16 protein-coding genes are annotated in these 20,679 nt (G+C 67.6%); 3 read left to right on the top strand and 13 right to left on the bottom strand.

The annotated features are described in order from the left end of the window. Positions 1–8 precede the first annotated feature (8 nt). The 7 genes from CSC78_RS03395 to CSC78_RS03365 all read right to left on the bottom strand — a co-directional run bounded on the left by CSC78_RS03395 (position 9) and on the right by CSC78_RS03365 (position 8,909). Positions 9–1,229, bottom strand: coding sequence for a pyridoxal-dependent decarboxylase, exosortase A system-associated (locus CSC78_RS03395; RefSeq protein ID WP_162336507.1), 1,221 nt, complete (start codon positions 1,227–1,229; stop codon positions 9–11). Further along, positions 1,226–2,443 carry a glycosyltransferase family 4 protein gene (locus CSC78_RS03390; RefSeq protein ID WP_162336506.1) on the bottom strand — a complete coding sequence of 406 codons (1,218 nt, stop codon included), beginning with the start codon at positions 2,441–2,443 and terminating at the stop codon, positions 1,226–1,228. The genes CSC78_RS03395 and CSC78_RS03390 overlap by 4 nt, the downstream gene beginning before the upstream one ends. Before the next feature lie 2 nt (positions 2,444–2,445). After that, positions 2,446–3,636 (bottom strand): GNAT family N-acetyltransferase, encoded by a 1,191-nt coding sequence (locus CSC78_RS03385; RefSeq protein WP_162336505.1) that lies wholly within the window; start codon positions 3,634–3,636, stop codon positions 2,446–2,448. Continuing rightward, positions 3,636–4,826, bottom strand: coding sequence for a glycosyltransferase (locus CSC78_RS03380; RefSeq protein ID WP_162336504.1), 1,191 nt, complete (start codon positions 4,824–4,826; stop codon positions 3,636–3,638). The genes CSC78_RS03385 and CSC78_RS03380 overlap by 1 nt, the downstream gene beginning before the upstream one ends. Before the next feature lie 51 nt (positions 4,827–4,877). After that, positions 4,878–6,152 carry an O-antigen ligase family protein gene (locus CSC78_RS03375; protein WP_162336503.1) on the bottom strand — a complete coding sequence of 425 codons (1,275 nt, stop codon included), beginning with the start codon at positions 6,150–6,152 and terminating at the stop codon, positions 4,878–4,880. Positions 6,153–6,213: 61 nt separating this feature from the next. After that, entirely contained in the window at positions 6,214–7,338 is a 1,125-nt protein-coding gene (locus tag CSC78_RS03370; RefSeq protein ID WP_162336502.1) for a glycosyltransferase family 2 protein, read from the bottom strand. Between the two features lie 8 nt (positions 7,339–7,346). After that, on the bottom strand, positions 7,347–8,909 hold the full coding sequence (locus tag CSC78_RS03365) for an oligosaccharide flippase family protein (protein WP_162336501.1): 1,563 nt from the start codon (positions 8,907–8,909) through the stop codon (positions 7,347–7,349). A 154-nt stretch (positions 8,910–9,063) separates the two neighbouring features. Between CSC78_RS03365 and CSC78_RS03360 the strand changes: the two genes are divergently transcribed. Further along, a complete protein-coding gene (locus tag CSC78_RS03360) occupies positions 9,064–10,197 on the top strand; it encodes a glycosyltransferase (RefSeq protein WP_162336500.1) in 1,134 nt (377 codons plus the stop codon). 45 nt (positions 10,198–10,242) lie between these two features. Here the strand turns inward: CSC78_RS03360 and CSC78_RS03355 are convergent, their stop codons facing one another. From CSC78_RS03355 to CSC78_RS03345, 3 genes are read right to left on the bottom strand one after another with little or no spacing between them, the layout of a single operon-like run. After that, positions 10,243–11,250 carry an NAD-dependent epimerase/dehydratase family protein gene (locus tag CSC78_RS03355; RefSeq protein WP_162336499.1) on the bottom strand — a complete coding sequence of 336 codons (1,008 nt, stop codon included), beginning with the start codon at positions 11,248–11,250 and terminating at the stop codon, positions 10,243–10,245. Then, positions 11,247–12,317, bottom strand: a complete 1,071-nt coding sequence (locus CSC78_RS03350; RefSeq protein WP_162336498.1) for a Gfo/Idh/MocA family protein — start codon at positions 12,315–12,317, stop codon at positions 11,247–11,249. Before CSC78_RS03350 ends, CSC78_RS03355 begins: the two co-directional genes overlap by 4 nt. Continuing rightward, on the bottom strand, positions 12,314–15,109 hold the full coding sequence (locus tag CSC78_RS03345; protein ID WP_162336497.1) for a right-handed parallel beta-helix repeat-containing protein: 2,796 nt from the start codon (positions 15,107–15,109) through the stop codon (positions 12,314–12,316). The genes CSC78_RS03350 and CSC78_RS03345 overlap by 4 nt, the downstream gene beginning before the upstream one ends. Before the next feature lie 314 nt (positions 15,110–15,423). Between CSC78_RS03345 and CSC78_RS03340 the strand changes: the two genes are divergently transcribed. Next, positions 15,424–16,407: a polysaccharide deacetylase family protein gene (locus CSC78_RS03340; RefSeq protein WP_162336496.1), complete on the top strand. Its 984-nt coding sequence runs from the start codon at positions 15,424–15,426 to the stop codon at positions 16,405–16,407. Between the two features lie 16 nt (positions 16,408–16,423). After that, on the top strand, positions 16,424–17,131 hold the full coding sequence (locus CSC78_RS03335) for a J domain-containing protein (protein ID WP_162336495.1): 708 nt from the start codon (positions 16,424–16,426) through the stop codon (positions 17,129–17,131). A 58-nt stretch (positions 17,132–17,189) separates the two neighbouring features. Here the strand turns inward: CSC78_RS03335 and CSC78_RS03330 are convergent, their stop codons facing one another. From CSC78_RS03330 to CSC78_RS03320, 3 genes are all read right to left on the bottom strand, one after another. Further along, on the bottom strand, positions 17,190–18,773 hold the full coding sequence (locus CSC78_RS03330; RefSeq protein ID WP_202924113.1) for a class I adenylate-forming enzyme family protein: 1,584 nt from the start codon (positions 18,771–18,773) through the stop codon (positions 17,190–17,192). A gap of 2 nt (positions 18,774–18,775) precedes the next feature. Continuing rightward, a complete protein-coding gene (locus CSC78_RS03325) occupies positions 18,776–19,030 on the bottom strand; it encodes an acyl carrier protein (RefSeq protein ID WP_162336494.1) in 255 nt (84 codons plus the stop codon). 326 nt (positions 19,031–19,356) lie between these two features. Further along, on the bottom strand, positions 19,357–20,679 hold a 1,323-nt coding region (locus CSC78_RS03320; RefSeq protein ID WP_202924112.1), incomplete at its 5' end, for a right-handed parallel beta-helix repeat-containing protein.

Here is a 20,679-nt window from a genome sequence, read left to right as displayed (position 1 = left end):
CTTCTCCCTCAGACCAGCGCTTCGACGGCCTCGGGATGACTGAGGAAACCGCGCGGACTGGCGCTGCGGCCATACGCGCCGGACTGGAACACCACCACCAGATCGCCCGGTTCGGCCACGTCCAGTTCCATCCGGTCTGCCAGCAGGTCCAGCGGGGTACACAGCGGACCGACCACGTTCGCCGTTTCGGTTCCGCCACGGCGTCCGTTGACGGCGACCGGATAGTTGCGACGGATCACCTGGCCGAAATTGCCCGAGGCCGCGAGGTGATGGTGCATGCCACCGTCGACGACCAGGAACACCTGGCCGCGCGACCGCTTGCGGTCGATCACGCGCGACACGTAGATGCCGGCTTCACCGACCAGGTAGCGCCCCAGTTCGATCACGATGTGGGCGCCCGGCAGATCGCGCACCAAGCGGTCCGACAGCGCCGCCAGGTTGTCCGTCACCGGCATGGCATCCAGCGCGGCTTCACCGGGCGAATAGGGAATGCCGAAACCGCCACCCAGGTTCAGGCTTCGGATCGGCGCCGGCAGCAGGTCCTGCCATTCGAGCGCCTGCTCGTAGCACTTGGTCTGCGCCTCGACGATGGCCGCGTGCCGCAGGTTCTGCGACCCGGCGAACATGTGGAAGCCCTCGAACGCCAGGCCGGCGCCGGCGATATCGCGCAACAGGTCCGGCACGCATTCGGCATCGACGCCGAACTGGCGCGCGCCGCCGCTCATCTTCATGCCCGAGGCCTTCAGCTCGAACGGCAGGTTCACCCGCACCGCCACGCGCGCCGGCACGCCATTGCGCTGCGAGGCCTCGGCCAGCACCTTGATCTCGCGGAAGGATTCGACGTTGACCAGGATGCCAGCGGCGACGGCCTGCTGCAGCTCGCCGTCGGACTTGCCAGGACCGGCGAAGCTGATGTGCTCCGGCGCCATGCCGGTGTCCAGTGCGACGCGCAGTTCGCCGGCGGAGGCCACATCGAGGCCATCGACCAGGCGCGCCATGTGTCCGACCAGGGCGGGCATCGGATTGGCCTTCATCGCGTAATGCAGCAGCACCGCCTTCGGCAGCGATGCGCGCAATGCCTGCGCTCGCGCGGTCAACCGCTGGCGGTCGTAGAGGTAGCACGGCGTGCTGCCAACGGCGTTGACGACGCGCGTCAGAGGTTGTCCGCCGACGAGGATTTCGCCGGTGGTGTCGCGGGGCCAGTCCCAGCTGGGAGTCGATGCATTCATGCGGTGCGGATGTCCGTCTGTCCGGTGGAGCCCTGCCCGATCGCCTGGTGGAATTCGACCAGTTGCAGGATGTTGTTGCGCCATTGGCGGTGGCGGGTGATGTAGGCACGGGCGTTGGCGCCCACGCGCCGCAACGCCTCCGCGTCCTGGCTGTACTTCAGCACACTTTCCACTGCCGCTTCCATGTCGCCAGCCGGGAACATCCAGCCGGTCGCGCCCTCTTCCAGTACTTCGCGGATGGGCTCGAAATCGGGCGCCACCGGCGCCACGCCGCAGGCCATGAACTCGAACAGCTTGACCGGCGAGGTGTAGTCGCCCGCGCTCGGCAGCACGGCCATGTCCATCGCCGCCAGCAGGCCGGGCACCGCATCGTGCGGCACCCGTCCGGTCAGCACCACACGGTCGGACAGGCCGCGCTCTTCCACGAACGCACGCAGCGCCGGATACGTCGAGCCATCACCCACGAGCAGCAGCTTGAGGTGCGGCGCCGCCTCCAGGCGATCGGCGATCTGGTGGACGAAGCGGTCGATGGCATGCCACGGCACGAACGCCCCCAGGTAGCCGCAGACCACATGGCCTTCCAGACCGTAGTGGCGTCGCGCATCATCGCGCTGGGCCTGGGTGAAGGTGAACTTGTCGATGTTCGCGGCGTTGGGCGTGATGATCGCCGGGGCCAGCGCGCCATGCGCCGCGAGCGCGCGGTCGCGGAACACCGACGACACGAACACCAGCCCGTCCGCGTTGCGGAAGGTCCAGCGCTCGATCGCCATCGCCAGCCGCTTGAAGAACAGCGGGCGCACGCGCTCGACGGTCGCCGAGTCGTTGACTTCCATGATCATCGGCACGCCGCGCCTGCGCGCGAGCCAGGTCGGCAGGAACATGAAGAGCGAATAGCGCTCGTAGATGAAATCCAGGTCCGGATGCTGGCGCAGGTAGGCCAGCAGGCGCCACGCGGCGACCAGGTTGTAGGCCACCTCGGCCAGTTCGAACAAGGGCTCGGGGAGCTTGTTGACCCACGCCATCCACGGCCTCGCCTGCTGGGTGGGCGACATGGCCTTGGGCGATGAATACGGATCCGCACCGGGCAGCGAAATGATGTCCACGGCCACGCCTTCGACGCGCAGCGCGTCGGTGATGCCGCGGATATGCACGCCCTCCACGGCCTTGCCCTGGGTGCGATGGTGGTAGAGCACGCGCTTGACGGGGATGTCCATGTTCACTCGCTGGATGAAGTAAGCGGCGCTTGGCGCGCCAGGGGAATGCCGAAGGTGCCGGTGCCCAGCGCCTGCGCGACCAGTCGTTCGCTGTCGTGCGCCAGTCCGCGTTGCCGCACGTCGATCCACTCGAGCGTGCGCGCTTCATGCGACAACCGGCGCTTGTACGGCTGCGCGCCGGCCAGGAAATCGAACGCCGCCAGCCCCTCGTCCAGGCAATGCTGGATGCAGGCGGCCAGCGCGACCGAGCCCGGACTGTCGTAGCGCGGCAACGCGCCATAGTTCAGTCCGCAGTTGTAGAAGTACACCGTGCCGCGCCAGTGCAGGTTGTACAGATACCCGACCACCAGCGCGCCCGCGCTGACGCGCGTCAGCCGCACATAGCCATCGCCGGTACCCTTCCGCACCAGCGCCTGGTGGAAGGCATGGAAGAAGTCGCTGGAGAACGACCCCTCCTTCCCCTTCGACCGCCACCGGCGCTCGTGCAGCGTGCGCAGCTCGTCCAGCCATGCCAGCGCCTGCCCGATGCTGTCGGCCACCTCGACCTTCAGGGGACCGTGCGCTTCGTAGGCACGCAGGCTCTGCCGCAGGTGGTGGCGGAAGTTGCGCTTCAACGAATCGACATAGCCCTTGCCGCTGTCCCGCAGCCGGTCCAGGTCGACCCGACAGCAGGGCTGGCTGAGCACGCAATAGCAGTGCAGGCCGGCGGGCAGCGCGGACGCGATATGCGGCCCATGCGCGGTGGCGGTGATGCGGAAGCGCCTCCACCCCTCCCAGTGGCCTTCGAGGGCGCGGAACAGGGCCGCGTACGCGGCGACTTCACCGCCGCGCCTGACCAGCAGTCCGGAATACTCGACGCTGATCTCGTCCAGCGCGTCCATGCCGGTTTCCTGCAGCCGCAGCGAATGACGCCCGAAGAAGCGGCCCTTGCCGCGCTCCGGCGCATCGACCGCCACGGCCAGCGCCAGCAGGCCCTCCGCGTCCTCGATGCGGAACACCCGCGGCACGATATCCGCCGGCAGCTGTTCCAGCCAGGTCGATATCCAGTGCCAGTGCGTGAACGGGGTACCGTCGGACTGCGCCTGCAGGCGCATCCAGTCGTCGGCAAGATCCGGGTATTCGGCCAGCACCCGCCATGTCCCCCTCGCCTCGCTGCTGATCCGCGATGCCGGGCCGCCGACGGCGCCCGTCATCAGGCACGGCCCAGGCAGACGTCGCCGTCGCTCACGCCCAGCACCTGCCGGCAGATGGCCAGCGTATCGGCCGCGACGTCGCCCCAGCCGCGGCTCACCGACGCCGACACCGCGGCGGCGTCCCAGGTGCGCGCCAGCGCATCGGCCAGGCCGCGCTCCAGCGCAGCGGCATCGCGCGGCGGCACCAGGATGCCGTTGCCGGCCTTGATGATCTCGCCGGTGCCGCCGACCGCGGTCGCCACCACCGGACGGCCGCAGGCGATGCCTTCGACTACCACGTTCGGATAGCCTTCCGACCAGCTCGGCAACGTCAGCACATCGGAGGCACCGATCCATTCGGCGACCTGAGCCGGCTCGAGTCCGCCGGTCATGGTGACGCGCCCGGCCAGGCCGGTCGCCTGCACCAGGCCGGCCAGTTCCTCGCGCATCACGCCGTCACCGACCAGGGCCAGGCGGACGCGCGGATCCTGTCCCGCGAGCGACTGGAATGCCTGCAGCAGTTCGCGCATGCCCTTGGCTTCGACGAAACGGCCGACATAGGTGATCAGGCGCGCATCGGCGGGGACGCCCAGCTTGCTGCGCATCGCCTGGCGGTCGCGCGGATGGAACACGTCGGTGTCGATGCCGTTGACCACCGGATGCACGCGCTCGGGATCGGCGCCGAAGGTCGCGATGGCGGTGTCGCGCATCGCATGGCTGACGGTCAGGATCGCGTCCAGGCCCTGCAGGGTGCGACGGGTCAGGTGGGCATTGAGGCCGGTGCGCACATGGATGTCGGAACCGCGGGCACCGACGATGCAGGGCACGCCCAGGCGCCGTGCCGCACGCTTGGCCGCCGCACCATCCGGGTACACCCAGTACGCCAGCACCAGGTCCGGCTCGAACCGGCGCATCCGCGGCACCAGCGCGCGGCTCGCCATCCAGCCGTTGGTGGCGCGCGACAGACCCGGCAACGCCGGATAGGTGAAGGCCTCCACGTCCACGCCGTCCAGCGTGTAGTCCTCGCCGACCTCACCGCGCAGGAAGCTGCGCGGCGACAGGCCCGGAATGCGGGGATAGCTCGCCTGCTGGAAGAACACGCGCACCTGCGCGAGTTGCGACAGCGCGCGTGCGGTCTCATGGATGTAGCGGCCCCGCGTCTGGTCGTGGGGCACGGGCAACATCGGGGTGACGAGGGCAATCCGGGGCATCATCAATCTCTTTGAACGCGAATGGTCCGTCTCTCAGGCCAGAGACAGCGGTCATCCCATCGCCAGCAGCACCTTCAGCACGACATAGAAGCCGACCACGGCACCCGCCGTCAGCACGGCCCAACGCACGAGGTGGTTGCCGAGGCGCAGTTCGCCCAAGGCCGGGAAGCGCGCCAGGACATTGGAATGGTGGGCCACGACCAGTGCGGCGAGCAGGTACAGCAGGATCACGTAGCTGCGGCTCAGGAAGAACGCCGCAGCGAAGAAGCCTGCCTGCGCCACCAGCAGCACCAGCGCCATCGCCCTGGCCTCCTGCCACTCCACGATGTCGTCCTCGTCCTCGAATTCCGGCTCGAAACGGACGATGCGGTACATCATCCAGAAACCGTACCCGACGAAGGTGAACCACAACGAGAAACCGATGATGCCCGTCTCGGCGAGCACCAGGATGATCGAGTTGTGCGCGGTGAGGTAGTGGTACTGCGTGAACTGCCCTGCCCCCACGCCCAGCACGGGATGGGTGATGAACATCTGCATGCCTTCGTACCAGGCATCGATGCGGCCGGAAGCGGAGGACTCCTGCACGTTCAACTCGTCCAGTCGCGACGGCATCATGCGCAATACCACCATGGCCCCCGCGCCGAGCATGGCGGCCCAGATCGCGCCGCGCTGGATCCAGATGTAGACAGCGGTCATCGCGACCACGGCCAGGAACGAGCCGCGCGAGTTGGTCAGGTAGATGCCGTAGAACAGCAGCAGGCATCCGCAGTACCAGAACAGGCGCCGCAGGCCCAGCAGGCCCCCGCGGCTGCCCAGGTAGGCCGCCATCGGCAGCGAGATGACGAACAGCATGCCCAGGTCGTTGGGATCGCTGAAGATGCCGACGTACTGGATGCGGCCGTCCTCGACCGTCGTCTGGCCGGTCCAGCCGACACCGGTCGCCGCTTGCTCCCAGCCGTGCGCCGCCATGACGAACGCGCACAACACGATCACCGTCATGATCGTCCGCGTGTAGGCGGGCGTGTTGACTGCATTGGCGAGCAGGAAGAAAGACACCAGGCAGGGCAGGAAGTACAGGAACGCCCCCACCGCGCCTTCCATCCACCCTATCGCCAGCAACGACAGGCAAAGCACGAGGTGGAACATCGGCAGCAGGAGGTACTGCGGCGCATTGAAGCGCTTCTCGCGCGAGAAGACCCAGGCGCCCAGCGCCGACACCATCGCCATCGGCAGGATCGGAATGCCGAGGTCCGCCATCTGCGGATAGTCCTGCGGCCTCAGCAGGACCAGCATCAGATAGATCAGCACGAAGACGAACATCATCATCGGCGTTCGCCCCCCCTGGCGTGCGCAACTCCTTCAGGATGCCACGATCCACCGCATCCGCTCACCACAGGTGCAACCTCGGGTTCCGGACATAGGCGACCAGCGCCTGACCGGCGTAGAGATTCATGTGCAGGAACGTCGACGCCAGGCGCACCGGCATCCACTCCGACAGCGCAGGCAGCCAACTGGCGGCCACCGCGAGCGCGACGCCCCCCAGGCCGGCCAGCAGGCAGGCCAGGTACAACGGGTGCGAGAAGGCCAGGATGGCCGACGACACCGCCAGCACGCAGAGCAGCCACGGCACCATCAGCCTCAGCAGCTTGTGGCTGACGAAGCGGAACCACAGCGGGTTCTGGAACGGCACCACCAGCCACGGCGCGATCGCCACCGCCTGATAGTTGCCGGCCAGCGTACGCACCTTGCGCACGCGTTCCTGCGCCGAGGTCGTGGATGGCGTGTCCCAGGCCACGGCGCCCGCCTCGAAGACGACCCGGTAGCCGTCGCGCACCACGTTCATCGGCGTCAGCACGTCGTCCAGCACGGTGCCGGCGGGAAGCGGCACGTACAGGTCCCGCCGGATCGCGTAGAGCGCGCCCGTGACCCCCACCACCGAGCCACTGCGGGCCTCGGCGTTGCGGATCATCTTTTCGTAGCGCCAGTACGCACCGACCTTGGCGGCGAAACCGCCGGTCTCGTCGGTGAAGCAGAGCTCGCCGCTGACCGCGCCGACGTCCTGGTCCGCGAAGTTCGTGGCCAGACGCGACAGCGCGTCGCGCTCGAGCCGCTGGCGCACGTCGACCATCAGCAATATGTCGCCGGTGGCGGCGTCCACCAGATCCGCCAGGCACGCCGCCTTGCCCCGGCGCTGCGGGAACTCGACCACGCGCAGGCGCGGCGACGCGATCCGGCGCAAGGCGTCGGCCGTCGCGTCCGTGCAACCGTCGCAGGCGACGACGATGTCCAGGTGCTCGGGCGGGTAGTCCAGCGACAGCAGGTTCTCGACCTTGGCCACCGCGCTTCCGGCCGCGTTGTACACGGCCAGGAGTGCCGTCACGCGGGGCGTGTACGGACGCTTGCGCACGGGATCAGGGAACAGGCGACCCCACGCCAGCACCCACAGCGGATAACCGGCGTAGGTGAACGCGATGACGGCCAGGCTGCCCCAGAAGGCGATGAGGACGGGCATGTCCGCCATCAATGCACCCCGTCCGTCGGCAACCCGTCGGCCCAGCGCTGCAGGCGTCCCCGCATCCGGCCCGCAAGCGCCGGGTAGCGTTGCAGCAGGGCGTCGAGATGCTGGATGTCGCCGGCACGCCAGGCGCGCATCATGACGGTCCCCAGCACGAACACCGCCGCATAGATCAGGCCACCCGCCAGTTCGGTCCAGGGATTGATCCCGCCCAGCAGCATCGGCACCAGGGCGACGGCGATCGCCATCAATGCGCACAGCAGCATGCGGCCGAGTTCGCGCCACGGCATCCGCAACTTCAGCAGGCGGGACACGCCGGTGGCCATCAGCGTGAAGATGAGCACTTCCGAGATGGCATGCGCGGCCACGGCGCCGTTCAGGCCGTAGCGCGGGATCAACAGCACCGACAGCACGCCCACGCTCAGGATGGAGAACAGCACGTAACCCACGCGCAGATGCTGGTTGTCGGTCGTCGACAGCAGCGCATTGAACGCGCCGCCGATCATGGTGAATCCGCCCACGATCATCATCACGCGCAGGGGATTCACCACCGCCTTGTACTCCGCGCCGTAGAGCAGGGTGATGGCGCTGTCGGCCACCAGTGCCCCGCCCCCCGCCAGCAGCAGGCCGATGAAGGCGAAGTAGCGCATCGCGTTGGCCATGATCGCGTTGACGCCCTCCTGCCCGCCCTTGCCGAACGCATGCCCCATCATCGGCATCAGCACCGTGGCCAGCCCGGACGCGAGCAGGTCCACGCCTCCGCGCGTCAGCGCGGCGGCGATCGCGAAGTAGCCCACCGCCGCCGAACCGACCATGGCGTTCAGCATCCAGGTCTCGATGGACTTGTTGCTGATGGCGTAGGCCAGCGTCAGCAGCACGGTCCATCCGAGGTGCCGCTTCAGGCGCGCCAGCGTCGCCGGATCCACGGGCTCCCGCGACGGCCGCACGCCCGCCTTGCGCAGCATCATGGACGAACACACGACGTACCCGACGCTGACGAACGCGAACAGCAGCAGGTACGCCAGCAACGGCGCCTTCATCACCACCATCACGAGTACCGCGGCGATGCTGAGCAGGCTCATCGTCACCGTGGAGCGCGCTTCGACGTGGAACAGGCCGTACCCTTTGGCCACCGACACATCGAACAGGAACATGGCCTTTGCGATGGCGGCGACCAGCACCACCGCGGCGAATACCGCCAGGTGACCGTCCCAGCCGGCGGGCTTGAACCAGGGCATCGCCACCAGGAACAGGCACCCCACCAGCACGACACAGGCGAGCTGTCGCCGGCGCAGCCATCCGTGGATGCTGCTCGCGTTCTCCGGCGAGCTCCTGCCCAGGCTCTCCGATGCGAAGCGGATCACCGTCGTGGTCAGGCCGTTGTTGCTGAACATGATCAGCAGACCGGCCATCCACACCATGTAGGTGTACCGGCCGAAGTCGTCCGGCCCCAGCGTCCGCGCCAACAGGATGCTGGTCAGCATCCCCAGCGCATACGTCACGTAGGTCGACCCCATGACCATGATGGCGCCGCGGATGGCCGTTCGGCCGTTGAAAGGCTGGTTCATATTCCCCTGGGATCGGTGCAACGGGCCGCACCTGTGCTCACTGCCTCGAACAACGCAGAAAACAGCGAACAGTGGTCACGCGTCGTCGCATCCGGCTCAGGCTGGCGTTCATACTCTGACCTGCCGCCGGCACCTTTCACGTTGTCATCGCCATATGAAACCAACAGGCACGCTGGGCATCGTTCATGTCCTCGACTCCCTTGAATACGGCGGACTGGAACGCGTCGTTGCCGACCTAGCCATCGCACAGGCGAAACACGGGCACGCGGTCACGGTGTTCAGCCTCTGCGACACCGACGGATTCCGTCCCTTCCTGGAGCAGGCCGGCATTCCCGTCGTCATCGGGCACAAGCGGGGCGCGGCGGATCCCGCAATGATCCGCCTGCTGCGTTCCACCCTGCTGGAGGCCGGCGTGGACGTGGTGCATACCCACAACTTCGTGCCGAGCTACTACGCCGCCGCCGCCACGCGTTTCGCTCGGCGCCGTCCCGTGCTGGTGAACACCTGCCACAACATGGGCGGCAGGCTCGGCAATCGCCGGTTGCGCTGGCTGTACCAGTGGTCGCTGGCGCATTCGCGCAGGATCGCGATGGTCGGCCGCAAGGTCCGTGACCAGTTGCTGTCGCGCAACCTGGTGCCGGCCAGCCGCAGCAGCGTGGTGATGAACGGCATTCCGGTCGACCAGTTCCCGCGCTCGCCGGCGCTCCGTGACGAGGTCCGCCGCGAACTCGGCATCGCACCGCAGGCCTTGGTGGTCGGTACGGTCGGCCGCTTGGTGGAGCTGAAGAACCAGCGGCTGCTGCTGGATGCCGTGGCGCACCTGGCAGCCTCCCATCCGGACCTGGTGGTGGTGCTCGCCGGCGATGGCCCGTTGCGCAGCGGACTGGAAGCCTCCGCCGGACAACTCGGCATCGCGGATCGCGTCGTGTTCACCGGCGCGCGCAAGGACGTGCCCAGGCTGCTCAACGCCTTCGATGTCTTCGCCCTGCCCTCGCGTACCGAAGGATTGTCGATCGCCCTGCTGGAAGCCTGCGCGGCCGGACTTCCCCTGCTGGCCACGCGTGTGGGTGGCAACGACGAGATCGTACAGGCGGACGAGACCGGGCTGCTGGTGCCGTCGGACGATGCGGTCGCATTGCGCACGGCCCTGTCGCGCCTGCTGCAGGTGCCCGCCGAGCGACAGCGCATGGGCGAGAACGCGCGGCGCTGGGTGGTCGAGCACGGTTCGATCGACGTCATGCGGGCAAACTACGACGCGCTGTACGGCGCCGCGCTGGCAACGCGCTGACGCCCCCCGCGACGGCTGTCGCCGCGCGGGTGGCGCCCGGTGCCGTCAGCCAGCGCGCTTAGCAAGATCCTCGAACGCGCGCTCCAGGCCGATATCGGTCGGCACGCGCTGCTGCCAGCCGATCGCCTTCAGCTTGCCGTTCGGGTATTCGAAGCGGCGGTACATGGAACGCACCACGTAGGGCGTGAACACCGCCGGCAGCTGCCCCTTCGACCACCGGTGATAGCGCAGCAATATTTTCGCGCCCAGCATGAACACCGGATACGGCACCGGCAGCACGCGCAACCTGGCGACCTGGCGACGGTAGGCGCGCAGGTACTGCGAACATGTCGGAATGTCGTCATCGACCACGTTGTACGCCTGGCCATCGGCGCCGCCCAACGCGGCGCAGGCGATCGCATCGGCGCAGTTGTCCACGTAGGTCAGCGGCAACGGCGCGCGGCCGCCCAGGCTGAAGAACAGCCCCATCGCACCGATGCCGACGCGGTTGGAGAACGCGCCGCCACCGGGCCCGTAGATCACGCCCGGCCGCAGCACCACGGTCTCGAAGCCATACCGCTCGCGGTACTCGTCGAGCAGGTGTTCCTGCCGCGTCTTGGCGTGCGCATACGGCCCCTTGTCGATGCCGATCGGCTCGACCGGCACCGTTTCGTCGTGGGCCGCACCCGTCGGCAGCGAGGCGGTCTGGTAGACCGCGAACGAACTCACCATCACCACGCGGCGCACGTGGGCGGCGGCCGCCGCATCCAGCAGGTTACGGGTGCCGACAACGGTATTGGCGAACATGTCCGCCGCCGAACCGCGCATGCCCGCCGCCGCGTGCACCAGCACGTCGACGCCTTCCAGCATCGGCGTCAGATCGTGGCGATGCAGCAGGTTGGCGGCAACGACACTGACGTTCGCGTCGGGGTAGTCGCGCTGCAAGCCCTCCAGCAGGCCCGGCGGCGCCGTGCGGCGCACATGGATGCGCAGGTCCTGCACGCCGGCTGCCAGCAGGCTGTCGGCGATCCTGCGTCCGAGGAATCCGGCCGCGCCGGTCAACAGCACGGTCATGCCGGCCGCTCCAGTGCTTCGACGATGCCGTCGATCAGGGTCGCCACCCGCAGGATGTGGGCATGCGGCACGGGATCCTCGTCCCGGCCGTCGATGGCGCCGTAGAAGCCGCGCAGCAGCACGCGCATGCACTGGAAGTAATGGAACTGGTTGCGCATGAAATCCCCGGTGTTCCTCGCGCCGTTGCGGGCGAAACGCAGCGACTGCACCCAGGCCGGGAACAGCCGGCCCAGCGAACTGGGCTGGTCCTGCCGCGCACTGCGCACCAGCGTGCGCGCGGCGTAATCGAGTTCGACGGTGTCGCGGGTGCCGTATACCTTCATCGTGTGCGAGACCGGTCGTGCATGGGAGCTGACCATGCCGGACACCGTGACGCCGTTGGCCCCCGACAGCGTGAAGCGCAACTCGTCCGGCATCGCATCGAGCGCGGGGTCCCCGCTGGCCGGGCGCATGCGGTGGGCGAAGGCGTTCACCGTCACCGGCTCCTCCAGGAAGCCGACCACCTTGGCCAGTACATGGTCGAGCACGTTGTGGAACAGCTTGCCGGGCAAGCGGTGTACCCAGTGCGCAGGATCGCCCATCACCGCCATGCCGTAGTCGCCGCCCAGGTTGTAGCCGTAGGTGGTGTCGATATGCACCACGTCGCCCAGCGTCCGTTCGGCCATCAGGTCGCGCAGCTGCAGGCCCGGCGTCTCGAAGTTGTAGAGGTAGTTCACGCCGATCTTCCGCCGGGTCGCCTGCGCGCATTCCAGGATGCGGCGCGTACCCGCGGCGTCGAGCGCAAAGGGCTTTTCGAGGAACACATGGCAACCCAGTTCCATCGCCTGGCATGCGAGCTGCACGTGCGAGTCCGGCGGCGTCACGATGTGCACCACGTCCAGCCGCTCGGCGCGCACCATCTCTGCCATGTCCGCATGCGCGGCCACGCCGTTCCAGCGCTGCGCGAACCGTTCGACCATCAGCGGTTCGCGATCGCATGCGGCGACCAGGTCGGCACCGCCGATGGCGCGCAACTGCTCGGCATGACCGTCCGCGATCTTGCCGCACCCCACGATCCCAACCCTCATCCGACGCTCCCGGCAACGCGCGGCTGGGCCGGCGCCGACGCCTCGCCGCCTACGCGGTAGGCCGGCCGCGCGATCACGTAGTCGCGGTACTGGCCCGGCTCGCCGGTTTCGCCGGCTTCCGCGGCTTTCGCCAGGTTGTACATCTCGCGCGCACTGACGTAGTGCAGCTTCCACTGTTCACCGTCGTTGTAGCGCGATTCCAGGTAACGGTAGGCCTCGTCCATCGACTGGCCGAGCAGCGTATCCATGTCGCAGTCCTCGGCCCCGTGGGTATGGATCTTGACGAAGGTCCATTCCGGTCGGCCTTCCACGTGGATGCCGGTCTTCACCCAGGCATCGATGCGGTCGCGCGACGGCGGCGCGACCTTGCGGATGTCGGAATTCTCGATGCGCGGGATCAGGCCGAACTTGCGGCTCTTCCAGCGGAAGCCGAGCGGCCCCTGGATGATCATCAGGTCCGCATCGGCCTGGCGACCACCCGCCTTCACGCGCGGGCCGGTGTCGTGCGACTTGCAGCGCGCGGGATCGTCCTTGGCGTAGTGGATGCGGTTGACCGTGCGCGTCTGGCACGGGTCCGGCGCCGCCGGCAGCGTGAAGTCGGCATAGCAGCCTTCTTCACGCAGCACGATCAGCTCGTTGTCGACGCCGCAATGGCGACCACTCGGATGGCTGTTGTCCAGCGCCCAGTTGCCGTGGATGAAGGCCCATCGCGGCTGGCCGGTGGCCGCATCGCGAGGCAGCGCATCGTGGCGCGAGGCAAGCAGTTCGGTGAAGCGCGACAGCTTCTCGCGCAGGCCGGCCTCGGTATCGTTGTCGTGGTGCAGGTGGATCTCGATCTCGCCCAGCCCCTGCCGGCAGAGATCGACCAGCGCGTCGAGATGCTCTTCGCGATATTCCTCTTCGGGATAGAAGAACGAATGCACCGGTGGGCGGCCATCGGCATCGCGATGACCGGCACACAGGCGCGGCAGGTCGCGACTCCAGCGGGCGACGCGAGCACGCTCCTTCTCGAGGTCGGGCTTGCCCCACGCGGGCTCGTAGTGGTCGACGAAGCAGAACAGCAGGTGGCGGGTGGTGCCCTCGGGCACCGGCGCGCGCCAATCCTGCTTCATCCAGGCCAGCAGCCAGCCCATCACGTTGCGCTTGCGCACCAGACGGATGGCCAGGGCCAGGCCCAGCAGGACGACGACCGTCAGCGAAATCAGTACGAACTTCATCAGCGATATCCCGGGAACGAAACGGTTCCACACCGCCTGCAAGGAGGCGTAGTGCGATCTTGCGACCAGACCGGCATCGTCGGCGCCGGCACTCAATGAGGCAAGGGTGTCGTCGGCGACAGCCACGACGGGCGAGGAAGGCGGCGGCACGGCGGCCGCCTGCAGGCCGGTCTCGTAGGCGCCGAGGTCCGGCGGGTCGCCGCGTGGATGGCCATCGATGTCGTCCGTCACCGCGTCGAGCGTGGTGCCGGCCTTGATCGCCGGGCTTCCGGTCTGCAGCTTGCCTGTGTCGTCCAGCATGAAGGAAGCAGCCTGCACGCCATGCGCATCGGCCCCCATGCGGCGGCGCCAGCGGTCGAAGTCGCCGTTGGCGACCAGCATCGGCGTCTGCGGGCGCTGGTCGATGAACCGGCAGGCGCCCCGGCGATCCGAATAGCCGTTCCAGTCCATGCCGGGATCGCCGTCGAGCGCCGACAGCGCGCCGCCGAGTTCCTCTTCATGCGTCCAGCGGATCTCCACGCACGGTCGGCCATCCTGCACGACCAGGTTGTTGCGCACCGTCGGGTTGATGTTGGGCGGACGCTTGGCGTCCTGGTCCCAGTCCTGCAGCGACAGGCCGAAGAACAGCGCGGCATGCCCCTTCGACCCGGCATTGATGATGGTGTTGTTGGCGACGATGGCATCCTTGGAGGCGTACATGCCGATGCCCGAATACCCCGTGTTGCGCACCACGTTGTTGCGCACGATTCCGCGGATGGACTCGTAGTACTGCGGGTTCGCGCTCAGGTCGAAGAACTCCACGCTGGTGTCGAAACCCACCAGGATCCCCGCATCGCCCGTGTTCTCTACCCGGTTGCGCTGCACCACCACATCGCGTGCGCCGCCCTTGAAGTACATGCCCGTGGTGGCCGTGTCGTGGATGTAGCTGTCTTCCACCAGCATCCCGTCGGCATTGACGTTGTCGATGCCATCGGCATTGCTGTTGTCGCGCGCACCGGTGGTGTGGATCTCCACCCGCCGGATCGTGGCCCGGTTCGACTTGGGCGTGATCTTGATCCCGTCACGGCCCGTGCTGTGGATCAGCAGGTCTTCCAGCACCACGTCACTGGCGCCGGTATCGGTGGCAGGACCGCCCTGGTACCAGTTGGTCTGCAGCATGATCCCGTAGTAGTAGCCGCCGCTGATCTCCAGGTTCGACAGCCGGCTGCCCGAGGCCGCCGGGTCGATCTGGATGGTCACCGTCTCCGGCGTGGTGATCGCGCAGTGGATGCGCGCCTTGCCTTCGCCGGCGTAGGTCTGCAGCGTCATCTTCTGCCGCAGGCGCACATCGCACTCGTTGTAGATACGGTTGTTGGCCGGGGCGCGCAGGGTGATGGTGTCGCCGGCACGGCCGGCGCTGATCGCACGCTTGACCGTGCGGTAGGGGTTCTGCAGCGTGCCGGTGCCGCTGCTGTCGTTGCCCGACGTCGAGACGAAGTACTCGGCCGACAGCGCGGGCTGGCTCACGCTCGCACCCGTGGCCAACAGCAGCGCCATCACGGGAACGGCCGCGCGCGAGGAAAGGGACATGGACATCGGTGGCGGGTTTCCTGAAGTTCCCAATCCCGCCGTGTACCATCACGACAGGGGCGGCCTGCCCGGAGGGTTGCCAGGGGAACGTTGCGCCGGTCGTCGCTGCCGTCGACAACGCATCCGCCGTGGTCGCCCCCCCGGGAATGTCCCGTGCACCGCGTCTTATCAGGGGAAAACGCGGATGCATCCGGATTCCGGCCAATGACAGTCCTGTTTCAGGGACAAACCGCGTTACAGGAAGGGAACAGGATCTGTCGACACGCGATGCATGCCGGTATTCGCGCGCGGTCGAGAAGGGGATGGACGTGAAAAGAGGAATGATCGCCAAACTGCTGTCGGTGACGGGACTGGGCCGCGTACTGGCCACGCTTCCCCGCCGCGGGGTACTGGTGTTCAACTACCATCGCATCGGCGACGACGCGGCATCGCAGCCGTACGATCGCGCGCTGTGGAGCGCCAGCGTCGATGGCTTCGACGCGCAGGTCGGCCACTTGGCACGCGGCTTCGACGTCATCTCTCCGAAGGATCTGGACTACGCGCTGGGGGACCGGAAGGGTCGCTACGCGCTGATCACCTTCGACGATGGTTATCTCGACAATTACGAGTTGGCCTACCCGATCCTGCGGCGCCATCAGGTTCCGGCCGCCTTCTTCATCGCGACAGGCTTCATCGACAAGCCGTCGCTGCCGTGGTGGGACGAGATCTGCTGGCTGCTGCGCACGTCGCCCCACGCGAGAATCTCGCTGTCGCCCTGGATCAGCCAGCCGCTCCACCTCAAGCCGGATTGCAACGGCGCCATCGCGCTCATGCTGGCCCGCTACAAGTCGCTGCCCTGCAGCGACGCGGAGGCGATGCTGCACGCGCTGCGCGCTGCGGCCGGCGTGCGCCACCCGGACGACGTGGCCGGGCACTGGATGAACTGGGACATGATCCGCGAGATGGCGCGCGGCGGCATGACCATCGGCGGGCACACGGTCAACCATCCGGTGCTGTCGCGGATGCCGAAGGAGCAGCAGTACCGGGAAATCTCCGGCTGCGCCGCACGCCTGAAGGCCGAAGTCGGGTGCGACATGGAGTACTTCGCCTATCCGGTCGGCAACCGGACCTCGTTCAACGAGGACACCCGCGCCTGCCTGGAAGCCATGAACGTGCGCCACGCCTTCTCGTACTACGGCGGCTACGCCACGCAGGCATCGCCGCGCTACGACATCCCGCGCGTGGCGATGGAAAGCCACATCGTGCAGTACGAATTCGAAGCCATGGCATCGCTGCCGCAGGTCTGCGCGCGCCCCTACAACTGAGCAACGCTCCACCCCCATGAACGACGGCGCGGATTTTCTGGCCCTGTACAAGGAACTCGGCGTCGATCCCGAGTGCGATACCGACACCTTCAAGCGCGCCTACCGGCGACGCGTGTCGGGACTGCACCCCGACCGAGCCGGCAGCGGCAACGGCGACGAAGAAAAGCTGAAGAAGCTCAATCGCGCGTGCTCCGCCGCACTGGAGTTCCATCGCGTGCACGGGCGCTTCCCGGGTACCGCGGTGAAGTCGACGGTGGCGCCGGCCGGCGTGCGCAGCGAGGTCGTGCCGGCGGTTGGCGAGGACGCCATCGACGACGCCGACAGCCCGATGCGCTGGCGCGCCCTCCTCTGGCTGGGCCTGGGCGTGGCGCTGACGGCACTGGTGCTGTCGGCGAGCGATGACGATCACCCTGCCTCGCCGACCGCATCGGCGGTATCGATCCCGGACGTGGCCCGGCCAGGTGCGCGCACGACGGAGATCGCCGTCCTGAAGCTCGGCATGACACCTCGCGAGGTGATCGCCGTGACCGGCCAGCCTTTCGGCAGCGACGCGAGCGGACAGCAGTGGCTGTACGGCGCCTCGTGGGTGCGGGTCGCCTGCGGGCAACTGGTGGACTGGTACAGCTCACCATCGCGGCCGCTGAATGTTGCCCACGAACGGCCGGGACCCGACGATACGGTGCCCGGCTTCAGGCCGCGGCGGCACTGTCCGCCGGGCGGCTGACGGCCGCACCGGAGTGCGGCGAGGCGCGGAGCGTGCGCGGCTCCGCGTCGATGACGTCCTACGCGGGTTCTTCGTCGGCCGGAATCGGCTTGCCTTCGGCTTCGGCCTGCAACACGCTGCGCCGGATCTTGCCCGTGCCGGTCTTCGGCAGCGCGTCACGGAACTCGACGGACCGCGGCACCATGAATTCCTCCAGGTGCGCACGGCAATGCGCCATGATGGCGCGGGCGTCCAGGTCGTCGCGGTCGGTCACCACGATCGCCTTCAGCGCATGGCCCATCACCGGATCCGGCACGCCTACCAGCGCGGCTTCGCGGACACCCGGCAATGCGTACAGCACGTTCTCGACTTCCTTCGGGCTGACCTTCTCGCCGCGCGACTTGAGGATGTCGTCCTTGCGGCCCACGAAGTACAGGAAGCCTTCTTCATCCATGCGGAACAGGTCGCCGGTGTGCAGCACCCTTTCCCACGGATAACGCCCGGCCTTCAGCGTCTTCGCGGTCGCCTCCTCGTTGCGCCAGTAGCCCTGCATCACGTGGCCGCCACGCACGACCAGTTCGCCGACGACGTTCGGCGCCACCGGCTTGCCCTCGTCGTCGGCTACCCACACTTCCGTGCCGGGAATGGCGATACCGACGCTGTCCGGCCGCTTGCGCAACTGCTCCGGCGGCAGATAGGTACACCGCTTGGATTCGGTCATGCCGTACATCGAGAAGATGCGGGCATTCGGGAAGATTTCCTGCAGCTTCAGGATGTGCGCCGGCGGCAGCGCTGCCGCGGTGTTGGTCAGGTAACGCACGCCGCGCGCCCAGGCCGGATCGAAGTTGCCGATCTGCACGATCAGCGCCGCCATCGTCGGCACCAGCGGGAAGCCGGTGATGTTCTCGGACGCCAGCAGCGGCAGGATCTTCTGTGGGAACGCGAACGACTTCTCCAGCACCAGCGTGGCGCCCATCTTGACGCACATCAGCAACTGGTAGAGGCCGTAGTCGAACGACAGCGGCAGCACGCTCAGCACCACATCGTCGCGGCGCGATTCGAGGTAGGTGGTGATCGACGTCGCCGCATGCTCGATGTTCTTGTGCGTCATCATGACGCCCTTCGGATTGCCGGTGGAACCCGAGGTATAGACCAGCATCGCCAGGTCGATGTCCACGCCGGCGTGGCGGCGGGCGGCGGCACCGCCATCGACGCCATCGATGAAGGCGGCATACGACACGGTATTGGCCGGCAGCGCCACGGCCGTATCGTCGACGATCACCACCTTGCGGATGCTGGGCGCCTGCGCGGCGGCGGCCAGCGCCACCGTCGCCAGGCTGGCCTGGGTGAACAGCACCGACGCCTCGCAGTTGTTCAGAACGAAGGCGAGCTTGTCGGTCTTGGTGGTCGGGTTGACCACGCTGAAGATGCCGCCGGCACGCAGGGTGCCGAAGATGCCCACCGCGGTTTCGACACGGTTCTCGAGAAACAGCACGCAGCGCTCGCCGTTGGCGAACGCGACGCGGTCGACCAGGGCGTCGGCGAAGCGGTCGGCGGCCGCATCCAGTTCCGCGTACGTGGTGCGCACGCCTCCCTGGATGATCGCGGCCTTGGAAGGCTCGTGCGCAGCCGCGGCGGCCAGGTGCTTCTCGTACCTCAGCATGGTTACGCCGCCTCCTGCTGCTTGCGCGTCACGTAGGCGACGATGCCGGCGATACTGCCCAGGTTTTCCGGCAGCACGTCCTCGTCGTCCACCGTCACCTCGAACGTCTCTTCGATCCACGTCACGATCGTCAGCACGCCGATGGAGTCGACGACCCCGGCATCCAGCAGATCCTGGTGAGTGTCGAGCTGTTCCCCGGCGTCGACCGGGAACGTCGTCCCGATGAATTCCCGTACGCGCTGCTCCATCGATTCCATGCAAGCGATCCAATTCGTTCTGTGGTGTGGACAGGAACGATGGCGCAGGCAGGTACCCCCTCCTGCAGCCATCGTCTCGTGATTCGGGCCCTGCCGGCGACGCGGACGTCCCCTTCAATGCAGGTGGCGGAATCCCGGTGCCGAGCTTCCCGTCATCCACACGGCAGGCGGCCAAGGCACCGGAGCCGTACTCCGATGTCGGGAAGAACGCACAAGCAGGCGCGAAGCGGCCAGTTCAGGCTTCCCGCACGCCGCGACGCAAACGAAAACGGGGCCCGGCGAATGCGGGCCCCGTCCTTGTGAATCTGGTGCAGTCCTGCAGCCGGTCAGTTCAACCAGCCCACCCATGCGAGCAGCCAACGCCACGCCCTTACGGCCGGCGGTGTGTATTGCCTGGCTGCGGCGGGCCTGGTCGTGGTGGGCTTCGCGGTCGACACTGAAGGCGCGGTGGTGGTGGCCGGCGTGCTCGACGGCACGACCGCCGACGCGGATCCGCTCGGCAGGCTGCCAGCCGTCACCGGCGTGGACGCCGCGCTGGTGCCGCGCACCGGGACCAGCGGCTGCACGCCATTGACGCGGATCGGGGCGGTGCTCTGCTGGCCGTATTCGTCCGCACCGAGGTCGAACGGTGCGGAACGGGCCTGGCCATCGATGTCGTCGGTCACCTGCGCCAGCGTGGTGCCGGCGTCGATGGCGGGACTGCCGGCAGGCAGATGGCCGGTGGCATCCACCGAGAACGCCGCCTGCTTGCTGTTGGCATCCGCACCCGTGCCGCTGCGCCATTGCGCCAGGGTCCCGGCCGTCACCGTGCTGCCCGGGCGACCGTCACGGAACACGCAGCCGTTGTTGAAGCCGTTCCAGTTGCTGTTCGGCGAACCGGAGAGACCCGACAGGCCGCCCAGCTCGGACGAGTAGCGGATCTCGACGCAACGGTTGTTGTCCTGGATCACCAGGTTGTTGCGGAGGGTCGGGTTGGTGTTGGCGGGACGGCCCGCCTTCGGATCCCAGTCCTGGAAGGTGACGCCGAAATAGAGCGCGGAGTGGCCCAGGCGCCCGGCATTGATGATGGTGTTGTTGGCGACGATGGCATCCTTGGAGGCGTACATGCCGATGCCCGAATACCCCGTGTTGCGCACCACGTTGTTGCGCACGATTCCGCGGATCGACTCGTAGTACTGCGGGTTCGCGCTCAGGTCGAAGAACTCCACGCTGGTGTCGAAACCCACCAGGATGCCCGCATCGCCCGTGTTCTCCACCCGGTTGCGCTGCACCACCACATCGCGTGCGCCGCCCTTGAAGTACATGCCCGTGGTGGCCGTGTCGTGGATGTAACTGTCTTCCACCAGCATCCCGTCGGCATTGACGTTGTCGATGCCGTCGGCATTGCTGTTGTCGCGCGCACCGGTGCTGTGGATCTCCACCCGCCGGATCGTGGCCCGGTTCGACTTGGGCGTGATCTTGATCCCGTCACGGCCCGTGCTGTGGATCAGCAGGTCTTCCAGCACCACGTCACTGGCGCCGGTATCGGTGGCAGGACCGCCCTGGTACCAGTTGGTCTGCAGCATGATCCCGTAGTAGTAGCCGCCGCTGATCTCCAGGTTCGACAGCCGGCTGCCCGAGGCCGCCGGGTCGATCTGGATGGTCACCGT

The sequence above is a fragment of the Pseudoxanthomonas japonensis genome, assembly GCF_010093445.1.
Lineage (GTDB): Bacteria > Pseudomonadota > Gammaproteobacteria > Xanthomonadales > Xanthomonadaceae > Pseudoxanthomonas_A > Pseudoxanthomonas_A japonensis.
This window is presented reverse-complemented; position numbering and strand designations above follow the sequence as displayed.